Here is a 15,622-nt window from a genome sequence, read left to right on the forward strand (position 1 = left end):
CTCATGGAGAGCCGGTGCCATGCACTTCCACCCGACCCCGACCCTGACCCCGCACCTGCACGTGGACCTGGACGGCAGTGCCGCGGCGGCCGACGCCCGCCATGCCGCCCGCAGCTTCCTCGCCCCGTCCGCGCACGGGCAGCCCGCGGTACCGCCCGTCGCCCTGGACGCGACCCTGCTGGTGATCAGCGAGCTCGTCACCAACGCCGTCCGCCACACCGCCGGAGGCTGCGCCCTGGACCTCCAGGTGCGGCCCGACGGCGTCGACGTCGACGTCACGGACACCAGCAACGCCGATCCACGGCCCCGGCCGCCGGACCGCCGCGGCGAGGGCGGATGGGGATGGCACCTGGTCAACCGGCTCGGGACCGACGTGGAGATCCGCCACCACGCGGTGCGGGGCGGCAAGACCATCCACGTCCACGTCCCGCATGCGAGCCCCCGGGCCGGGTAGGCGCCCGGCATGTCCGCTCTGCTCGTCGACAGCACCCTGTCCCTCCTCACCCACGGCTACGCCTGGGCACCGGACCTGCGCCGCGCCCACCAGGACGCGCCGCTGGTGCGCACCCGGCTCATGGGGCGGCCCGCGGTACTGCTGCACGGCCGGGAGGCCGTCGCCTTCTTCTACGACGACAGCCGGGTCCAGCGGCACGACGCCGTGCCGGCCCCGGTGATCGACACCCTCTTCGGCAGGGGAGCCGTGCACACCCTGGACGGCGAACGCCACCGGGTGCGCAAGCAGCTCCTGGTGTCGCTGCTCATGTCGCCGGTGGACGTCGGCGGCCTGACCGCCCGGGTGGACACCGGCTGGCGCGAGGCGCTGCCCGGATGGGAGGACCGCAGGGTGGTGCTCTTCGACGAGGTGGCCACCCTGCTCGCGGGAGCCGTCTGCGACTGGGTGGGCCTTCCGGTCCCGGAGGAGGCCGCCCGGGAGATCGGCCAGGACTGCGTGGCCATGGTGGACGGCTTCGCCACCGCCGGGCCGCGGCACCTACGGGCCCGCCGCGCCCGGCACCGCCAGGAACAGGCCCTCATGGCCGCCGTCACCCGCGTCCGCGCCGACCACCCGCACCTGACCTCCGGGACGGTGCTGGAGACGGTCGCCCTGCACCGTGAACCGGACGGCACCCTCCTCGAACCGCACACGGCCGCCGTCGAACTCCTGAACGTCATCCGTCCCACCGTCGCCGTCACCTGGTTCGTCACCTTCGCCGCGCACGCCCTCCACCGCCACCCCGGCCAGCGTGACGTGCTGCGCACCGACGACCCGGCCCACGCCCGCGCGTTCGCCCACGAAGTCCGCCGCTTCTACCCCTTCGTACCGTTCGTCGCGGGGGTGGCCGCACACGACCTGGTCTTCGCCGGTGACCACGTCCCGGCCGGCACGCTCCTCCTCCTCGACGTGTACGGGCACCACCACGACCCCGCGCTGTGGGAACAGCCGTACCACTTCGCCCCCGGACGCTTCCTGGGCCACGACCCCGAGCCCGGCGCACTGATCCCCCAGGGCGCCGGCGACCCCCGGACCGGCCACCGGTGCCCGGGCGAGGACATCACCCTGTCCCTGCTCACCACACTCGCGCCGGCCCTCGCCCACCTGGACTTCGCCGTACCGCACCAGGACCTGACCATCCCGCTGAGCCGGATCCCCACCCGCCCGCGCAGCGGGTTCGCCATCGAAACCGCATCCCGGTCGAGGAGCCGTCCGCACGGCTCGACGCGGACGCGCTGACGGGTCAGGCCGCCGTCACGTCCCGCACCTTCATGTGCGCGGTCCAGCCCACGGAGGGGGCCAAGGGTCAGGGCGACTCCTGGAGGTAGGCGGCGATCAGGGCGAGGTCGTTCGCGATGCCCACCACCTCCTCGGGGTTCTCGGTGGGTGTGGAGGCGCCGTTGACGCCCGCGAAGAAGGTGTCGAAGCGGCCTCCGCCCTTGTCGAGGTAGCCGGCGATCGTGATCGCGCCGACGGACAGGCGGTCGTTGAGGGCGTCCCCTCCGACGGCCGCGCCGGTCTTGCCGAACACCTTCCCGCGCGCCGGGCAGCTGCGGCAGTTCTCCGCCAGCAGACCGTCGACGCCGAGGATGGGCAGTGCCTCCCGGAACAGCCGCGCGTCAGGGCTGCGCTGCCAGAAGGCCAGCATCTGCACCAGCGCCCGCGGCGTGGCGCGGTCGGCGGGGTTGCCGCCCCGGCCGTCCATGAGTTCCGCCTGCTCGCGGTCGACGCCCGCCCGGTCCAGGAAGGCGGCGAGCACCGGGAATCCGTCCTCGCAACCGTCGCTGCCGGCGCTGACCGCCATCAGGCAGATGCCGAGGTTGGCACCCAGGTTGTGGCTGACCTTGAGGATCAGCTTGGCGTACTGGGCGAAGGGCGGTGAAGTGTACTCGGCCACCCGCGCCCGGCCCGCGTAGTCGCGCGGCAGCCGGCCCGTCGGGTTGGGGCCCGTGGGGTCGGCGGTGACCCGCACCCCGGCCCGTCCGAGCGCCTCGATCAGCGCCGTACGGCCGAAGGCCGCCGGGTCGGTGACCGGCGAGGTGCGCAGCAGGGGTGCGGCGTCCGCGGCGATCGTTCCCGACAGCCGGATACGGGTGCCGCCTTCGGTGGCCGTCACCGTGACCGCGGTCGGCTTCCCGGCCGCGACCGTCTTCACCGTGGACGTGACCTCGTACGGGGCGACCCGCGGCCGCCACAGCAGCCGGGCGTCCGCACCGGCCCGGTCCCCGGGGGTGGTCAGCAGGTCGATGAGGTTGTCGTTGACGATCAGCGGCGTCGGGGTGGGGTCGAGAACCGGATCGGGGGCGAAGAGCCGGCTGTCGACGACCACGTCGCCGTCGACGCGGGTGATGCCCGAGTCGCGGACCTGCCGGGCGAGCCGGTCGATCCCGGCGAGGGGGTTCTCCGGGGTGAGGGTCGCGCCGGGGAAGTCGTTGGCGTAGGTGTGGTCGAGGTCGGTGTACGCGACCGTACCGTCGGGGCGCGTCCTGCCGCCCATGGTGAGGTCGCCCTGCGCGACGAGGTCGAGGTCCCCGGTCAGCGTCGCGCCGCTGCGCTCGCCGACCGCGTACACGGGCGTCACGAAGCGGTGGTCCGAGCCGAGGGTCTGCCACGGGCCCGAGACGCTGAGCAGCTTGGCGGTGGACCCGGGGATGAAGAACTCCCCGGCGGACAGGCTGCGCACCACGCGCCCGCCGTCCGGCTGCGTCTGCAGCAGCCCCCACCGCGCATGGCGGTACTCGGGCTTGCGCATGATCTCCACGATGCGCGGGTCGAGTCCGCCCAGGCCGGTGTCCCCGTCACCGGACGGCGAGGGACCTGCTCCGGCGGCCGTACCGGAGGCGAGCGCGGTGAACAGCAGGGCGGCGCAGGCGGCGGCCGCCGCGCGCCGCAGCGGCGCGGTGTGGACCGGACGACTTCTCACAGCGCGCTCCGTTCGTCGCGGCTGTCTGCTCCCGAGGCCTGGGAACAGCGTGGCACGACCGGATTCCGTACGCATGTCACCCGATACCGCTCATGTCCCGCGGCCGGTGCGTCCGGGGCCCGCGCACGGTCGCGCCGGGGGCGCGGCGGGTGTCCGCGAGCGCTCCCGAACCGCTGTTATGGTGACGTGCGCTCGTCAAAACGGGCCTTCTCATCCACTGATTACGTCAACGGGGTTTGAACGTGAAGCTTCGCCATGTCCGCGCGGTCGCCGTCTTCGGTATCGCCATCGTCGCCCTCACCGGAGCCCGTGGATCCCACGGCGGCAGCTGCGGGGGCAGCAGCCACAGCTCCGGGTCGGGCTCCAGCAGCTCCAGCGGCGGCACCAGCGGCGGCAGCAATGACAGCAGTAGCAGCAGCACCTCGGGCGGTGTCTCCGTCCCCGGCGGTTCCAGCAGCAGGGACAAGGCCGAGCGCGACATCCGGATCGACGGGTGCAAGCTGGACGCCTCGGGCAAGAACCTCGTCGCCAAGCTGACCGTCACCAACAGCGGCTCCCTGGACTACAAGTACAACATCACGATGAAGTTCCGTGGTGACGCCGCCTCCACCGCCGCGGCGAACCCGGCCCAGGCCCAGGTGTCGGCCCTCACCGTGAAGGCGGGTGCCTCCCAGCAGACCGAGGCCACGACGCCGTACACCGGCAAGGGCAACGGCAGCGAGTACAAGGAGTGCGTCGTCGTCAGCGCCTCGAAGAGCTCCCTCTGACGGACCGTCCCGTCCGACGCGGGCCGAAGCCCCCGTACCCACCCGCCCCGGACCGGGGCAGGGATGGGTACGGGGGCTTCGGCCCGCGTCAGGCGCTTCCCCCTCCCGCGGCACATCCGAGGGTGGAGGAATCGTGATGTCCGCACGGTGCCCCGCCCCGGGCGGCACCATGGGGGCATGGATCGTGGGTATGCGGGACCGGGCGGTTCGCGGCCGCTGGTGGTGCGGGTACCGGTGGAGCCGGTGGAAGCGGCGATGGAGGCCGATGCCGTCGACGCCGTGGCGCGGGCGGGCGATGTCGTGGTGCGCGGCCCGCTGTTCGGGGTCGCGTCCCAGGGCGAGGGCGACGGGCCGCGCTGGCGGGTGGTCCTCGCCGTGACGGACGGCTGCCCGCAACTGTCCCGCGACGGGCTGAACTCACAGCTGTGGTTCCGCGCGAAGGACCACGCCCGGGACCGGGCCGAGCGGCGCGCCCTGCTCGCGGCGGTCGCCCGGCTGGAGACCGAGCGCGTCGACGAACTCTCCGTCGACGGGACCAGGTACCGCATCGTACGGGCCGAGGAGTACGCCGCCGCCGGCCCCGACGGCATGGAACAGCCGCGCCCGACCGACCCGGAGCCGCCCGTCCCCGACTGGAACCGCGGCAGCGGGAGCCCGGCGATCGACGACGGCCTGCTCCTGGACCCGGGCGCGCCGGTCACCCCCACCCAGGTCGTCGAACAGCTCGCGCTGCGCGGCCTGCGCTACACCGGGGAGCGGTTCCCCGAGGACGTACGGGCCGACGCGCGCCGGGCGCTCGACACCCACCCGGACGTCCTGCTGCTGCCCGCGACGTTCACGGTCGTGGAGCGCAGGACGCGCAGCTGGAAGCCGGTCAGCGGCCCGCACGCGACCGCGCACGACGCCCGCAAGTCGCTGGACTTCGCCCTCACGTGGATGTGGCCCCGGATGCACGGCCACATCCCCCACGACGCCGACCCGCAGGCCGACGCCCGCACCTGGGCGGCGGGCGGTGCACCGGGCGGCGGGGCCCCGGCCGACCGGCGGGCCGCCCAACTGGCCGCGTACGCCGGGGCCGCCGACGCGCTCCGGGCCGGCGGCCGCGTCGACCGGCTGGAGTTCCAGGGCGCCGAGTACCGGATCGCCCGCACCCGCCGCCTGCTGCGCTGGGGCCCCGACGGCCCGGAGGGCCCCCGCCCGTCCGACGTCAACAGTCAGGACCCGGTCCGCATGCACCCCCTGCTGGACGAGGACGGCCGCATCCTGCCCGAACCCTGAGGCCGGACCGCCGCGCCGCAGGACCCGTCAGCCCGCCGCGAGCGCTCCGGCGAGCCAGTCGGCCGTCGCCGCCAGCCAGTCGGGACGGGCGTTGCCCAGCAGGTGGTCCCCGTGCGGGACGAGGAGGTACTCGCCGCGCGGGGCGAGGCGGGCCAGCGGTTCCCCGTTCGTGACGCCGGGGATCACGTCCTCGCCGCCGTCCACCACCAGGAGCGGGCAGCCGATGAGGGGTGCCTCCTCGGTCAGGTCGACCCGGCGGATGAACTCACGGGCCGGGCCGGACCCGCCGGCGCGCCCGGCGATGATGTCGCGCAGCACGGGCGGCAGTACCTCCCAGTCGATCCGGAAGGGACCGCTCACGGTCGCGGCGGCCGCCACCCGGGGTTCGCGGGCCGCGCTCTGCGCGACGTAGTAGCCGCCCAGGCTCAGCCCCACGAGGCCGACGCGCTCGACGCCGAGCGCGTCGACGACCCGGCCGATCACCCGGTGGTAGTCAGCCTCGACGGTCGTCGTGGCGGCCAGCGCGCCCTGGCCGGGTCCGTCCATGGTGAACACGGCCAGGCCCCTGCGCAGCAGCGCCGAGGTGAGGGCGTGGAACTCCTCCTTCCCGGAGTCCAGGCCGGGCACCACCACCGCGGTGCCCGCCGCGTCGGCCGGTCCGCGCAGCCAGCCCGCGAAGCCGGGACCCGAGATGCGGCGGGAGCCGGGCTCCAGGAGGGCCAGGGCCCGGCCCATGGCGGCGTCCGCCTCCCCGGCGGCGTCCGCGCGGTCCCCGAACGGTGCCAGGGTGGCGAAGTGGAACCAGCGCGCCGCCACCTGCTGGTACTCGCCCGCGGAGACGGCCGAGGCGGCGCCCTCCGCACGGGCCAGGTACTGCCGGGCGGTGGCCACCAGAGCCTCGCTCCAGGCCTCGACGGAGGCCGCCCCGCCCGCGACGCGCAGGTACTCGTGCGGATCGAGCCCCGCGCCGGTCGCCCGGGTCAGCTGGGCGGCGGCGAAGTCCGCGGCGCTCATCGAGCCACCCCCGTGGTCAGCACGGCCTTGCCGCGGATCCGGCGTTCGCGCAGGTCGACGAGGGTCTCGGCGGTCTGCCCCCAGTCGGCGACCCGGCCGATCTCCGGATGCAGCCGCCCCTCGTCCACGAGGCGGACCAGCGTGGCCAGGTCACCGCCGTACGGGGCGCCGGCGTAGTGGAAGTGCCGGATCGAGGCGCCTTCGGGTCCGGCGAAGAAGTCGAAGAAGTTCAGCGTCACCGGGGTCCGGCTGACCTGGCCGAACCAGATCAGCGTGCCGCCCGGGGCCAGCGCGGCCAGCGCGAGGGGCAGCGCGGCACCACCGGTCGACTCCAGCACCACGTCGAACGGCCCCCGCGCCTCGGCGACATCGTGCACGACCGCCGTCGCGCCCAGCGCGCGCAGCCGCTCGCCCCGCTGGGCGGTGGCCGTCACCGCGGTGACCTCCGCTCCGGCCGCGGCCGCCAGTTCGCACACGTAGTGGCCGACGCCACCCGACGCACCGGTCAGCAGGACGCGCCGGCCCGTCACACCGCCGGCGGCGCGCAGCAGCCGCAGGGCCGTGATCCCGGCCAGCGGCAGCGCGGCGGCCCGGACGGCGTCGATGCCGTCGGGCAGCACGGCCAGCGAATGCGTGGGCACGGCCACGTACTCGGCCCAGCCGCCCCGGGGCGGATGGCCCACGACGCGGGCACCGACCGGCGGCCCCGAGCCGTCGGCGGCGGCCTGCACCACCAGCCCCGCGATGTCCTTGCCGGGAACCAGACCGGGCTTCGGCTTCTCGAGAAGGAAGGTCTCGCCCCGGTTGGGCGCGAACGCCTCCACCCTGACCAGCGCCTCGTCGGCCGCCGGCACCGGCTGGGCGTCGTCGGTGAACTCCACCGGACGCGCCGGATCTCCTGTGGGAATCAGTCTCTGCATGGCGACCATGACAGCCGCAGCGGTCCGCGACGGTCCAACAACGCACCGGCCGATGCCACAACCACCGGTTGTCGCCTAAGGTGGGAGACGTGGATCTTGACCTGGCGCAGGTGCGCGCCTTCGTGCGGACCGCGCAGGAACTGCACTTCGGGCGGGCGGCCGGCACGCTGTCGATCTCCCAGCAGGCGCTGTCCAAGAGGATCGCCCGGCTGGAGACGGAACTCGGCGCCGCCCTCTTCGTCCGCGGCGGCGGCCACGGCGTGGGACTCACCGAAGCCGGGCGCCGCTTCCTGGACCCGGCCCGGCGGACCCTGGCCGCGGCAGACGAGGCCGTGGCCGCCGTACGGGACGAGCCCCGGCCGCTACGGGTCGACGTATGGGGCCACCTGTACGCGCCGATGCGGACGCTGGCCCGGGTGGCGGCGCCGCTGGGCCCGGTGCCCGTGGAACCGGGCCACGCCCGCGACCTGCCGTCGGTGGCGGCGGCCCTCCTCCAGGGGGAGGTCGACGCCGCGTTCGGCCGCGTCCACCCGCCCCTGCCCCCGGGCCTGACGCACCGGCTGGTACGGCTGGAGCCGGTGGACGCCGTCCTCGGCGCCGGTCACCCCCTGGCGGCGGCGTCCGAACTGCGCCCGGACCAGCTGGGGGACAGCGTGCTGTGGACCCCCGGAGCGCTGGACCGGCTCGACTTCCTGCGCCGCTTCGCCGAGCGCTTCGGCGTCCGCGACCATGCCGAGGGCCCGAACCTGGGACTGGACCACTTCCTCGCCGGCCTGGCCGGCGACGCCCGGCGTTTCGCGCTGATGCCGGCCGACGCACCGCTCCCGCCCCTCCCGGGGATCCGGGCCGTCCCGCTGGTGGACCCGACGCCGCTGTACGCCTGGTCGCTGCTGTGGCGCGCCGGCCCCGGCGGGCACCCCGCGCCGGACGCGCTCGTGGGCGCCCTCGCCGCGGAGGCGGGGCGCAGCCGCTGGCTGGAGTACGACCCGGCGCGCGACTGGCTGCCGGAACCCCACGAGGAGATCGCGGACATGAGAGGCGGTGGCCGGTGACACCCGGGAACGACGAGGAGCAGCCGCGCACGATCCGGGTGCTGGCGGACTACGAGTGCCACCCCCTGTGGCCCGGGGAGAACGTCGGCGACCTGTCGCCCCACGACCCGGACCTCGGCCTGACGCCGGACCTGGCCGCGCGGCTGGACGCCTGGGCGGCGGAGTTCGACGCGATCCTGTGCCGGGACGACCCCGCCTCCTCCGCCTTCCCGACGCCGGAGGCCGAGCTGGCCTTCGCCCGGACCGGGGAGAAGCTGGCCGTCCGGCTCGCGCGGGAGCTGGGCCCCGGCTGGCGGGTCAGGTACTTCGACCCGCGGACCGGCGCCGACCGGAGCGTGCCCGCCCCCTGATCGGGCGGCCGGACACACCAAGACCCCGGGGCCGTGGGGGCGTCCCGGGGTCTTCGGCTGTCACTTCGCTGACGTCCTCACCAACGAGCGGCCCGCCCCCGCGTCACGCCCGCCGCCGCAATCGCCCCCGTACCGGGTGAGCCGCGTCTCACCCGGGCCGTGGCGCTTGTCTATGCAACGAGTTGCATAGAAGGATCGGGGTATGGCGCTCGACCACGCGATCCTCGTCTCCCTGCTGGAGAAGCCCGGCTCCGGCTATGAGCTGGCCCGTCGCTTCGACCGGTCGATCGGATACTTCTGGACCGCCACCCACCAGCAGATCTACCGCGTCCTCAAGCGCATGGAGGGCGACGGCTGGGTCGACGTCCGTGAAGTGGCCCAGCAGGCCAGGCCGGACAAGAAGGAGTACTCCGTCGCCGCGGCGGGCCGGGCCGCACTCGCCTCCTGGCTCCACGAGCCGATCCAGCCCGACAACGTCCGCCACGAGCTCGCCGTGAAGATCCGCGGCGCGGCCTTCGACGACCCGGCCGCGCTGAGCCGCGAGGTCGAGCGGCACCACCAGGCGCACGCCGACCGGCTCGCGCACTACCTCGCGGGGGAATCGCGCGACTTCACCGGCCCCGAGGCACCTCCCGTCGCCTCCGATGCCGGGCGCGAGCTCCAGCACGTCGTGCTCCGGGGCGGCATCGCCTACGAGCGGATGACGCTGGCCTGGCTCGAGGACGTACTCGCCACGCTCCACCGGCTGGCCGAGCGCTGACAACACCCCGGCCGGCCCCCCACCGGGCCGGCCGGCCTGACCGCTGACCGCAGGCACCATCCGACCCCTCGACACGAAAGGCGGCCCTCCGTGACGGACCCGCTGCTGTTCAACCCGCGGACCTACGACCCCACGCACTTCGACCCCGAGACCCGCCGGCTGCTGCGCGCCACCGTCGACTGGTTCGAGGCCCGCGGCAAGCGCAAGCTGATCGAGGACTACCGCTCCCGTGCCTGGCTCGCGGACTTCCTCGCCTTCTCCGCGAAGGAGGGCCTCTTCGCGACCTTCCTGACCCCCGCCCCCGAGGCCGGCCCGCACGAGGGGGACAAGCGCTGGGACACCGCGCGGATCGCCGCCCTCAACGAGATCTTCGGCTTCTACGGCCTGGACTACTGGTACGCGTGGCAGGTCACCATCCTCGGCCTCGGCCCGGTCTGGCAGAGCGACAACGCCGCCGCCCGCACCCGCGCCGCCGAACTCCTCACCGAGGGCGAGGTGTTCGCCTTCGGCCTGTCCGAGAAGACCCACGGCGCCGACATCTACTCCACCGACATGCTGCTGGAGCCGGACAGCAGCGCCGACGGCGGCTTCCGGGCCACCGGCTCGAAGTACTACATCGGCAACGGCAACGCCGCCGGCCTGGTCTCCGTCTTCGGCCGCCGCACCGACGTCGAAGGCCCCGACGGCTACGTCTTCTTCGCCGCCGACAGCCGCCACCCCGCCTACCACCTCGTGAAGAACGTCGTCGACTCCTCCAAGTACGTCAGCGAGTTCCGCCTGGAGGACTACCCGGTCCGCGCCGAGGACGTCCTGCACACCGGCCGCGCCGCCTTCGACGCCGCCCTCAACACCGTCAACGTCGGCAAGTTCAACCTGTGCACCGCCTCGATCGGCATCTGCGAGCACGCGATGTACGAGGCCGTCACCCACGCGAACAGCCGCATCCTGTACGGCCGTCCCGTCACCGCCTTCCCGCACGTGCGCCGCGAGCTCGCCGACGCCTACGTCCGCCTCGTCGGGATGAAGCTGTTCAGCGACCGCGCCGTCGACTACTTCCGCTCCGCCGGCCCCGACGACCGCCGCTACCTGCTGTTCAACCCGATGACCAAGATGAAGGTGACCACGGAGGGCGAGAAGGTCATCGACCTGATGTGGGACGTCATCGCCGCCAAGGGCTTCGAGAAGGACACCTACTTCGCCCAGGCCGCCGTGGAGATCCGCGGACTGCCGAAGCTGGAGGGCACGGTCCACGTCAACCTCGCCCTGATCCTCAAGTTCATGCGCAACCACCTCCTGGAGCCCGCCGAGTACGCCCCCGTCCCGACCCGGCTCGACGCGGCCGACGACGCGTTCCTCTTCCGCCAGGGCCCGGCCCGGGGCCTGGGCTCCGTACGCTTCCACGACTGGCGCCCGGCCTACGAGGCGTACGCGGCCGTCCCCAACGTCGCGCGCTTCCGTGAACAGGCCGACGCTCTCTGCGAGTTCGTCCGTACGGCCGCCCCCGACGAGGCGCAGAGCCGGGACCTCGACCTGCTCCTGGCCGTGGGCCAGCTGTTCGCGCTGGTCGTCCACGGCCAGCTGATCCTGGAGCAGGCGAAGCTGACCGCGCTGGACGAGGACGTGCTCGACGAGCTCTTCGGCGTCCTCGTACGCGACTTCTCCGCGCACGCGGTGGAGCTGTACGGCAAGGACTCCGCCACCGCCGACCAGCAGGGCTGGGCGCTCGGCGCGGTCCGCCGGCCCGTCGTCGACGAGGCCCGCGCGGCCCGCGTCTGGGCGCGCGTCGAGGCGCTGGCCGGCGCCTACGAGATGGCGCCGTAACACCTCGCCCCGTCCCGGGCGGGAGCAACCCGCCCGGGACGGCCCGCCGTCAGACCCGGCCGGCCCGGACGCACTCGATCAGGTAGTCGCCGCTCTCCTCGTCGACGGTGACCCCGTGCGTCTCGCTGCGGAAGCCCGGGAAGACCCGGTCGAAGGCCTCCAGGGCGCGCAGGTAGCGCAGCAGTGGGCCGTCGGTGTCCCCGAGGGACTCGCCGGGCATCAGGACCGGGATGCCGGGCGGGGTGACCGTCACCATGGCCGCGGCGACCCGGCCGGCCGCCTCGCCGAGGCGTACGCGTTCGGTGCCGCCCCGGATCAGCTGCCGGTAGCACGCCTGCGGCGGCACGACGGGCCGCGGCAGCTGCTGGAACGCCGCGTCGAGGGCGATGACGAGCTCCGCCCTGCTCAGGTGCTCGTGCATCTCCTGGCAGAGCCCGCTCAGCGTGGCCGCGGCGTAGCGCTGCGGGTGCCGCGCGACGAGGGCGGGCAGGACGCGCTCCAGCGGGGTGTCGGCGTCGTAGAGCGCCTTGAAGTCCATCAGGGCGTCCAGCAGCGTGCCCCACTTCCCCTTGGTGATGCCCATGGAGAAGAGGATGAGGGTGCTGTAGCTGTCGGTCTTCTCCACCACGATGCCCCGGCTCGCCAAGTACGAGGTCAGGATCCGGGCGGGGATGCCCCGCTCGGCGGTCGCCCCGGTGGCGTCCACACCGGGACAGGTCAGGGTGACCTTGACCGGGTCGAGCATGCAGTAGCCGTCCTCGAGCCCGGCGAAGCCGTGCCAGTCGGCGCCGGGCTCCAGCCGCCAGCAGGCGGGATCACCGCTCAGCAGCCCGGCCGGGGCGTCGGCGAAGGGGATGCGGCCCGTGCCCGCCGGATCGGCGACGGTGTCGGGCTGCCAGACGCCGAAGAACCAGGCGGGGCGGTCGCCGGCCTTCGCGATGCGTCGGCCGGTCCGCACGACCGCCTGGCGGAAGCGGACGGCCTCGGTCACCGCTTCGTCGATCAGCCACTGCCCCTGCGGGCCGTCCATCATCGCGGCGGCCACGTCCAGCGAGGCGATGGCCGGGTACAGGGGCGAGGTGGTGCCGTGCATCATGAACGCCTCGTTGAACCGTTCGTGCTCGACGGGGGCCCGGGGCGCGGACCTGACGTGGACCATGGCGGTCTGCGAGAGGGCGGCGAGAAGTTTGTGCGTCGACTGGGTGGAGAAGACCGTCGGCCGCTGCGGCCCTTCGAAGGTGTCCGGGCCGACGGCCATCCCGTAGCGGCCGGCGTACAGCGGGTGGAAGCGCGCGTAGGCGAACCACGCCTCGTCGAAGTGGAGCCGGGGCGTGCTCGGCGCCAGCGCACGGGCGAGCTGGACCGTGTCGTAACACAGCCCGTCGTACGTGGAGTTGGTGACCACCGCGTACTGGGCCGCGTCGGAGACGGCCCCCGCTGTCAGGGGGTTGGCCGCGACCCGGGCCGCCACCGCGGCCCGTTCGGTCATGTGCGGGGGCAGTGGGCCCGCCAGGCCGTAGCCGTTGCGCGTCGGGACGAGGTAGACGGGCCGGGCACCGGAGATCACCAGGCCGTGCAGCACCGACTTGTGGCAGTTCCGGTCGACGAGCGCGATCTCGTCGGCGGTGACGCAGTAGTGGCCCACCATCCGGTCGGCCGTCGAGTTGCCGTGCAGTACGAAGTACGTACGGTCCGCTCCGAACACGCGCGCCGCGTTGCGCTCGGCCTCACCGATCGGACCGCTGTGCTCGAACAGGGAGCCCAGTTCCTCGACCGAGATCGACAGGTCGCTGCGCAGCAGCCGCTCGCCGAAGTAGTCGAAGAACACCCGCCCCACCGGGGACTTGAGGAACGCGACGCCGCCCGAGTGCGCCGGGGTGTGCCAGGAGTACTCGTGCGAGTCGTCGAAGCGGCGCAGCGCGTCGAAGAACGGCGGCAGCAGGTTCTTCTCGTACGAGCGGGCGGCGCTGACGACCCGCCCGGCGATGAAGGGAGCGGTGTCCTCCAGCGGCCACACGTAGCCGACCACGGCCTCGGACACCCACAGCGGCAGTCTCTCCAGGTCCTGATCGGATTCGTCCGCCATGACGAGGAACACCGGCAGGTCCTTGAAACGCCGGCCGATCCGGCGCAGCAGCGTCGCCCCGCCGCCCTCGTCCCCTGTACGCCCCTGTGCGTCCGGCAGGTCCCAGGCCACGACGGCCGCGGACAGTCCCGCCTCGGTCCGCAGGGCGGCCTGTGCGTCCTGGGCGGTCCGTGCCCAGCGCACGTCCAGACCCCTGTTCTCCAACTCCTTCCCGATGCGCCGGAGTTGTTCGGTCCCCGCCCCGCCCCCCAGGGGATCCTCGCGCAGCGCCAGCAGGACCGTGCCGTTCGTCATGAGATCTCGCTTCCTTGACCGGTTGGCGTGGCGGGGCCCAGTATCCGGGCAGGGGAGCGGCAGATCCGCTGACCTCCGTGCGGACAACCCGTATGGGGGAGGGGGAGTGGAGACCCCGGTACGATGCGCAGTCGACCGGACAGGACGACGAGGGTGGTCGGTATGAGCACGTACACGGGCGGCGGCTGGTATCCGGGACCACCCGGACCACCCGTGCCGTACCCGGCTGAGCCGACGCGGGGACGCAAGCTCCTGCGGCTCCTCCTCAACCCCCTGTACGCCGCCCAGCTGGCCTTCCGGCCGACACGCCCCGGGATCGTCACGGACCCCACGGTGCGCGGGCTCCAGGTGTGGCGGACCGTGCTGGGCGTCGCCGCGTGGCTCGCGCTGACGCTCACGTACTCCGCCGTCTCCAGCGCCGGCGACGCCGGGGCGGTCGCCGGGGAACGCCTCGACCAGAGCTGGACCAGCTTCCTCGTCCTGGCCTGCACCTTCCCCCTCGTGGTCGGCGCCTTCGCGGCCGCCGCCCGGGGCGGCATGCGGCGCGTCTACCTGCGGCGGGCCCTGCGCCCCCTCGGCGCGGTGGCGGCCCTGATGACGGCCATGGCCACCTTCCCCCTGGCCATGGCCCCGGAGTCGCAGGGACTGCGCGACGCGGTCGGAATCCCGGGAAAGATCGTGATGGGGCTGCTGTGCCTGTGGTCCCTCGGCTTCGCCGGCTACGGCATCGGCCTGTCGCTCGTCCACGTGCTGCGCACCGCCGACGTCCACGAGCTGCTGCCGCCCGTCCTCGCCACCGTGCTGGTGTGGGAGATGGCGGTGCTGGACCTGGTCACCGGCGCCTACGGGCAGGTCCCGCCCGGCGTCAGGCTGGTCTTCGTCCTCGGCGCACCCGTCACGGTGACGGTCCTGTCGGTCTGGGAGCTGTACCGGCTCCACCGCCACGGTCTGTCCGTGCGCGGCGCCCTGAGCCGCTGAACGGCCGGCCACCGGTGACCTCCCGGCCGGGCCGCCGCCCGGCTGTGGCAGAGTGCGGGGGAAGCCGTCCGACAGCTCAGGAGCGCACCCCAGGATGAACACAGCCGACGCGATCGACCACGGAATCGACCACGGAGCGGCCGTCCTCGCGGAGACCGCCCGGTTCGCGGCCCTGCTGGAGGGCGCCGAGATGGCCGCGTCCGTCCCCACCTGCCCGGGCTGGACGCTCGCCGACCTGACCCGGCACGCGGGCGGCGTACAGCGCTGGTTCTCCGTACTGCTGCGCCAGCGCGTCCAGGAGCGTCCGACGAGCCGTGACGTGGACCTGCGGCTGCCGCAGCGGGAGGACGAGTACGCCGACTGGCTGCGCGCGGGCGCCGCGGAGGCGGCCGAGGTGTTCGCGGCCACCGACCCGGACGCGCCGATGTGGGTCTGGGGCGCCGACGCCCGGGCCCGGTTCTGGGTGCGTCGGATGCTCTTCGAAACCCTCGTGCACCGCGTCGACGCGGAACGGACCCTGGGAGTCCGCTCCGAGATCGACCCCGTGCTCGCGCAGGACGGCGTCGACGAGTTCCTCGTCAACCTGCCCTTCGCCACCCCCTTCGCCCCCAAGGTCGCCCACCTGCGCGACTCCGGCCGGACCATCCGCTTCCAGTGCACCGACGGCGAAGGCCGGTGGCTGGTACGGCTCCGGCCCGACGGCTTCGGCGTGGCCGAGGACGCCGACGCGGGCCCCGCCGACGCGACCGTCCGGGCAGGAGCCGCCGACCTCCTCCAGCTCCTCTACGGCCGCCTCGACCGCACCGCCGGGGCGATCGGGACCACCGGGGACGAGGACCTCCTCGACCTCTGGTTCGCGAACTCGGAGTTCTGAAACGCCGACCGG

General features: G+C 73.9%; 14 protein-coding genes. 10 read left to right on the forward strand and 4 right to left on the reverse strand.

The features are described 5' to 3' along the window. Nucleotides 1-19 precede the first annotated feature (19 nt). Nucleotides 20-454 carry an ATP-binding protein gene (locus OOK31_RS16660; RefSeq protein WP_267088012.1) on the forward strand — a complete coding sequence of 145 codons (435 nt, stop codon included), beginning with the start codon at nt 20-22 and terminating at the stop codon, nt 452-454. A gap of 9 nt (nt 455-463) precedes the next feature. Further along, nucleotides 464-1,732 carry a cytochrome P450 gene (locus OOK31_RS16665; RefSeq protein WP_267088013.1) on the forward strand — a complete coding sequence of 423 codons (1,269 nt, stop codon included), beginning with the start codon at nt 464-466 and terminating at the stop codon, nt 1,730-1,732. Between the two features lie 67 nt (nt 1,733-1,799). On the opposite strand, the gene dacB is transcribed toward OOK31_RS16665, so the two are convergent. Further along, complete coding sequence (gene dacB / locus OOK31_RS16670; protein ID WP_267088014.1) at nt 1,800-3,416, reverse strand: D-alanyl-D-alanine carboxypeptidase/D-alanyl-D-alanine-endopeptidase; 1,617 nt, start codon at nt 3,414-3,416, stop codon at nt 1,800-1,802. A 242-nt stretch (nt 3,417-3,658) separates the two neighbouring features. Between dacB and OOK31_RS16675 the strand changes: the two genes are divergently transcribed. Then, the gene (locus OOK31_RS16675; RefSeq protein WP_267088015.1) at nt 3,659-4,183 is read left to right on the forward strand and encodes a hypothetical protein; all 525 of its coding nucleotides are present in this window, start codon (nt 3,659-3,661) and stop codon (nt 4,181-4,183) included. 177 nt (nt 4,184-4,360) lie between these two features. Then, entirely contained in the window at nt 4,361-5,461 is a 1,101-nt protein-coding gene (locus OOK31_RS16680; protein WP_267088016.1) for a DUF5954 family protein, read from the forward strand. 27 nt (nt 5,462-5,488) lie between these two features. On the opposite strand, the gene OOK31_RS16685 is transcribed toward OOK31_RS16680, so the two are convergent. Beyond that, nucleotides 5,489-6,475 carry a S9 family peptidase gene (locus tag OOK31_RS16685; protein ID WP_267088017.1) on the reverse strand — a complete coding sequence of 329 codons (987 nt, stop codon included), beginning with the start codon at nt 6,473-6,475 and terminating at the stop codon, nt 5,489-5,491. Next, entirely contained in the window at nt 6,472-7,395 is a 924-nt protein-coding gene (locus OOK31_RS16690; RefSeq protein WP_267088018.1) for a zinc-binding dehydrogenase, read from the reverse strand. Before OOK31_RS16690 ends, OOK31_RS16685 begins: the two co-directional genes overlap by 4 nt. 89 nt (nt 7,396-7,484) lie before the next feature. On the opposite strand from OOK31_RS16690, the gene OOK31_RS16695 reads away from it, so the two are divergent. The 4 genes from OOK31_RS16695 (at nt 7,485) to OOK31_RS16710 (ending at nt 11,378) form a co-directional block, all read left to right on the forward strand. Next, entirely contained in the window at nt 7,485-8,447 is a 963-nt protein-coding gene (locus OOK31_RS16695) for a LysR family transcriptional regulator (protein WP_267088019.1), read from the forward strand. Then, nucleotides 8,444-8,797: a hypothetical protein gene (locus OOK31_RS16700; protein WP_267088020.1), complete on the forward strand. Its 354-nt coding sequence runs from the start codon at nt 8,444-8,446 to the stop codon at nt 8,795-8,797. The genes OOK31_RS16695 and OOK31_RS16700 overlap by 4 nt, the downstream gene beginning before the upstream one ends. A 202-nt stretch (nt 8,798-8,999) precedes the next feature. Further along, entirely contained in the window at nt 9,000-9,557 is a 558-nt protein-coding gene (locus OOK31_RS16705) for a PadR family transcriptional regulator (protein WP_267088021.1), read from the forward strand. 90 nt (nt 9,558-9,647) lie between these two features. Continuing rightward, a complete protein-coding gene (locus OOK31_RS16710; RefSeq protein WP_267088022.1) occupies nt 9,648-11,378 on the forward strand; it encodes an acyl-CoA dehydrogenase family protein in 1,731 nt (576 codons plus the stop codon). A gap of 49 nt (nt 11,379-11,427) precedes the next feature. On the opposite strand, the gene OOK31_RS16715 is transcribed toward OOK31_RS16710, so the two are convergent. Further along, on the reverse strand, nt 11,428-13,758 hold the full coding sequence (locus tag OOK31_RS16715; RefSeq protein ID WP_267088023.1) for an Orn/Lys/Arg decarboxylase N-terminal domain-containing protein: 2,331 nt from the start codon (nt 13,756-13,758) through the stop codon (nt 11,428-11,430). Nucleotides 13,759-13,920: 162 nt separating this feature from the next. Between OOK31_RS16715 and OOK31_RS16720 the strand changes: the two genes are divergently transcribed. Together OOK31_RS16720 and OOK31_RS16725 are read left to right on the forward strand one after the other, a co-directional pair. Then, nucleotides 13,921-14,736, forward strand: a complete 816-nt coding sequence (locus OOK31_RS16720) for a hypothetical protein (protein ID WP_267088024.1) — start codon at nt 13,921-13,923, stop codon at nt 14,734-14,736. A gap of 94 nt (nt 14,737-14,830) precedes the next feature. Next, nucleotides 14,831-15,610 carry a maleylpyruvate isomerase family mycothiol-dependent enzyme gene (locus tag OOK31_RS16725; protein WP_267088025.1) on the forward strand — a complete coding sequence of 260 codons (780 nt, stop codon included), beginning with the start codon at nt 14,831-14,833 and terminating at the stop codon, nt 15,608-15,610. The last annotated feature ends 12 nt before the right edge of the window (nt 15,611-15,622 follow it).

Origin of the sequence: Streptomyces sp. NBC_00249 (assembly GCF_026342355.1) — a bacterium.
Lineage (GTDB): Bacteria > Actinomycetota > Actinomycetes > Streptomycetales > Streptomycetaceae > Streptomyces.

What these genes read in the sequence shown, in the direction of transcription:
- OOK31_RS16665 (WP_267088013.1), top strand. Translation starts at nt 464, where the DNA reads ATGTCCGCTCTGCTCGTCGACAGCACCCTGTCCCTCCTCACCCACGGC.
- OOK31_RS16660 (WP_267088012.1), top strand. Translation starts at nt 20, where the DNA reads ATGCACTTCCACCCGACCCCGACCCTGACCCCGCACCTGCACGTGGAC.
- OOK31_RS16705 (WP_267088021.1), top strand. Translation starts at nt 9,000, where the DNA reads ATGGCGCTCGACCACGCGATCCTCGTCTCCCTGCTGGAGAAGCCCGGC.
- OOK31_RS16685 (WP_267088017.1), bottom strand. Translation starts at nt 6,475, where the DNA reads ATGAGCGCCGCGGACTTCGCCGCCGCCCAGCTGACCCGGGCGACCGGC.
- OOK31_RS16725 (WP_267088025.1), top strand. Translation starts at nt 14,831, where the DNA reads ATGAACACAGCCGACGCGATCGACCACGGAATCGACCACGGAGCGGCC.
- OOK31_RS16680 (WP_267088016.1), top strand. Translation starts at nt 4,361, where the DNA reads ATGGATCGTGGGTATGCGGGACCGGGCGGTTCGCGGCCGCTGGTGGTG.
- OOK31_RS16715 (WP_267088023.1), bottom strand. Translation starts at nt 13,758, where the DNA reads ATGACGAACGGCACGGTCCTGCTGGCGCTGCGCGAGGATCCCCTGGGG.
- OOK31_RS16690 (WP_267088018.1), bottom strand. Translation starts at nt 7,395, where the DNA reads ATGCAGAGACTGATTCCCACAGGAGATCCGGCGCGTCCGGTGGAGTTC.
- OOK31_RS16720 (WP_267088024.1), top strand. Translation starts at nt 13,921, where the DNA reads ATGAGCACGTACACGGGCGGCGGCTGGTATCCGGGACCACCCGGACCA.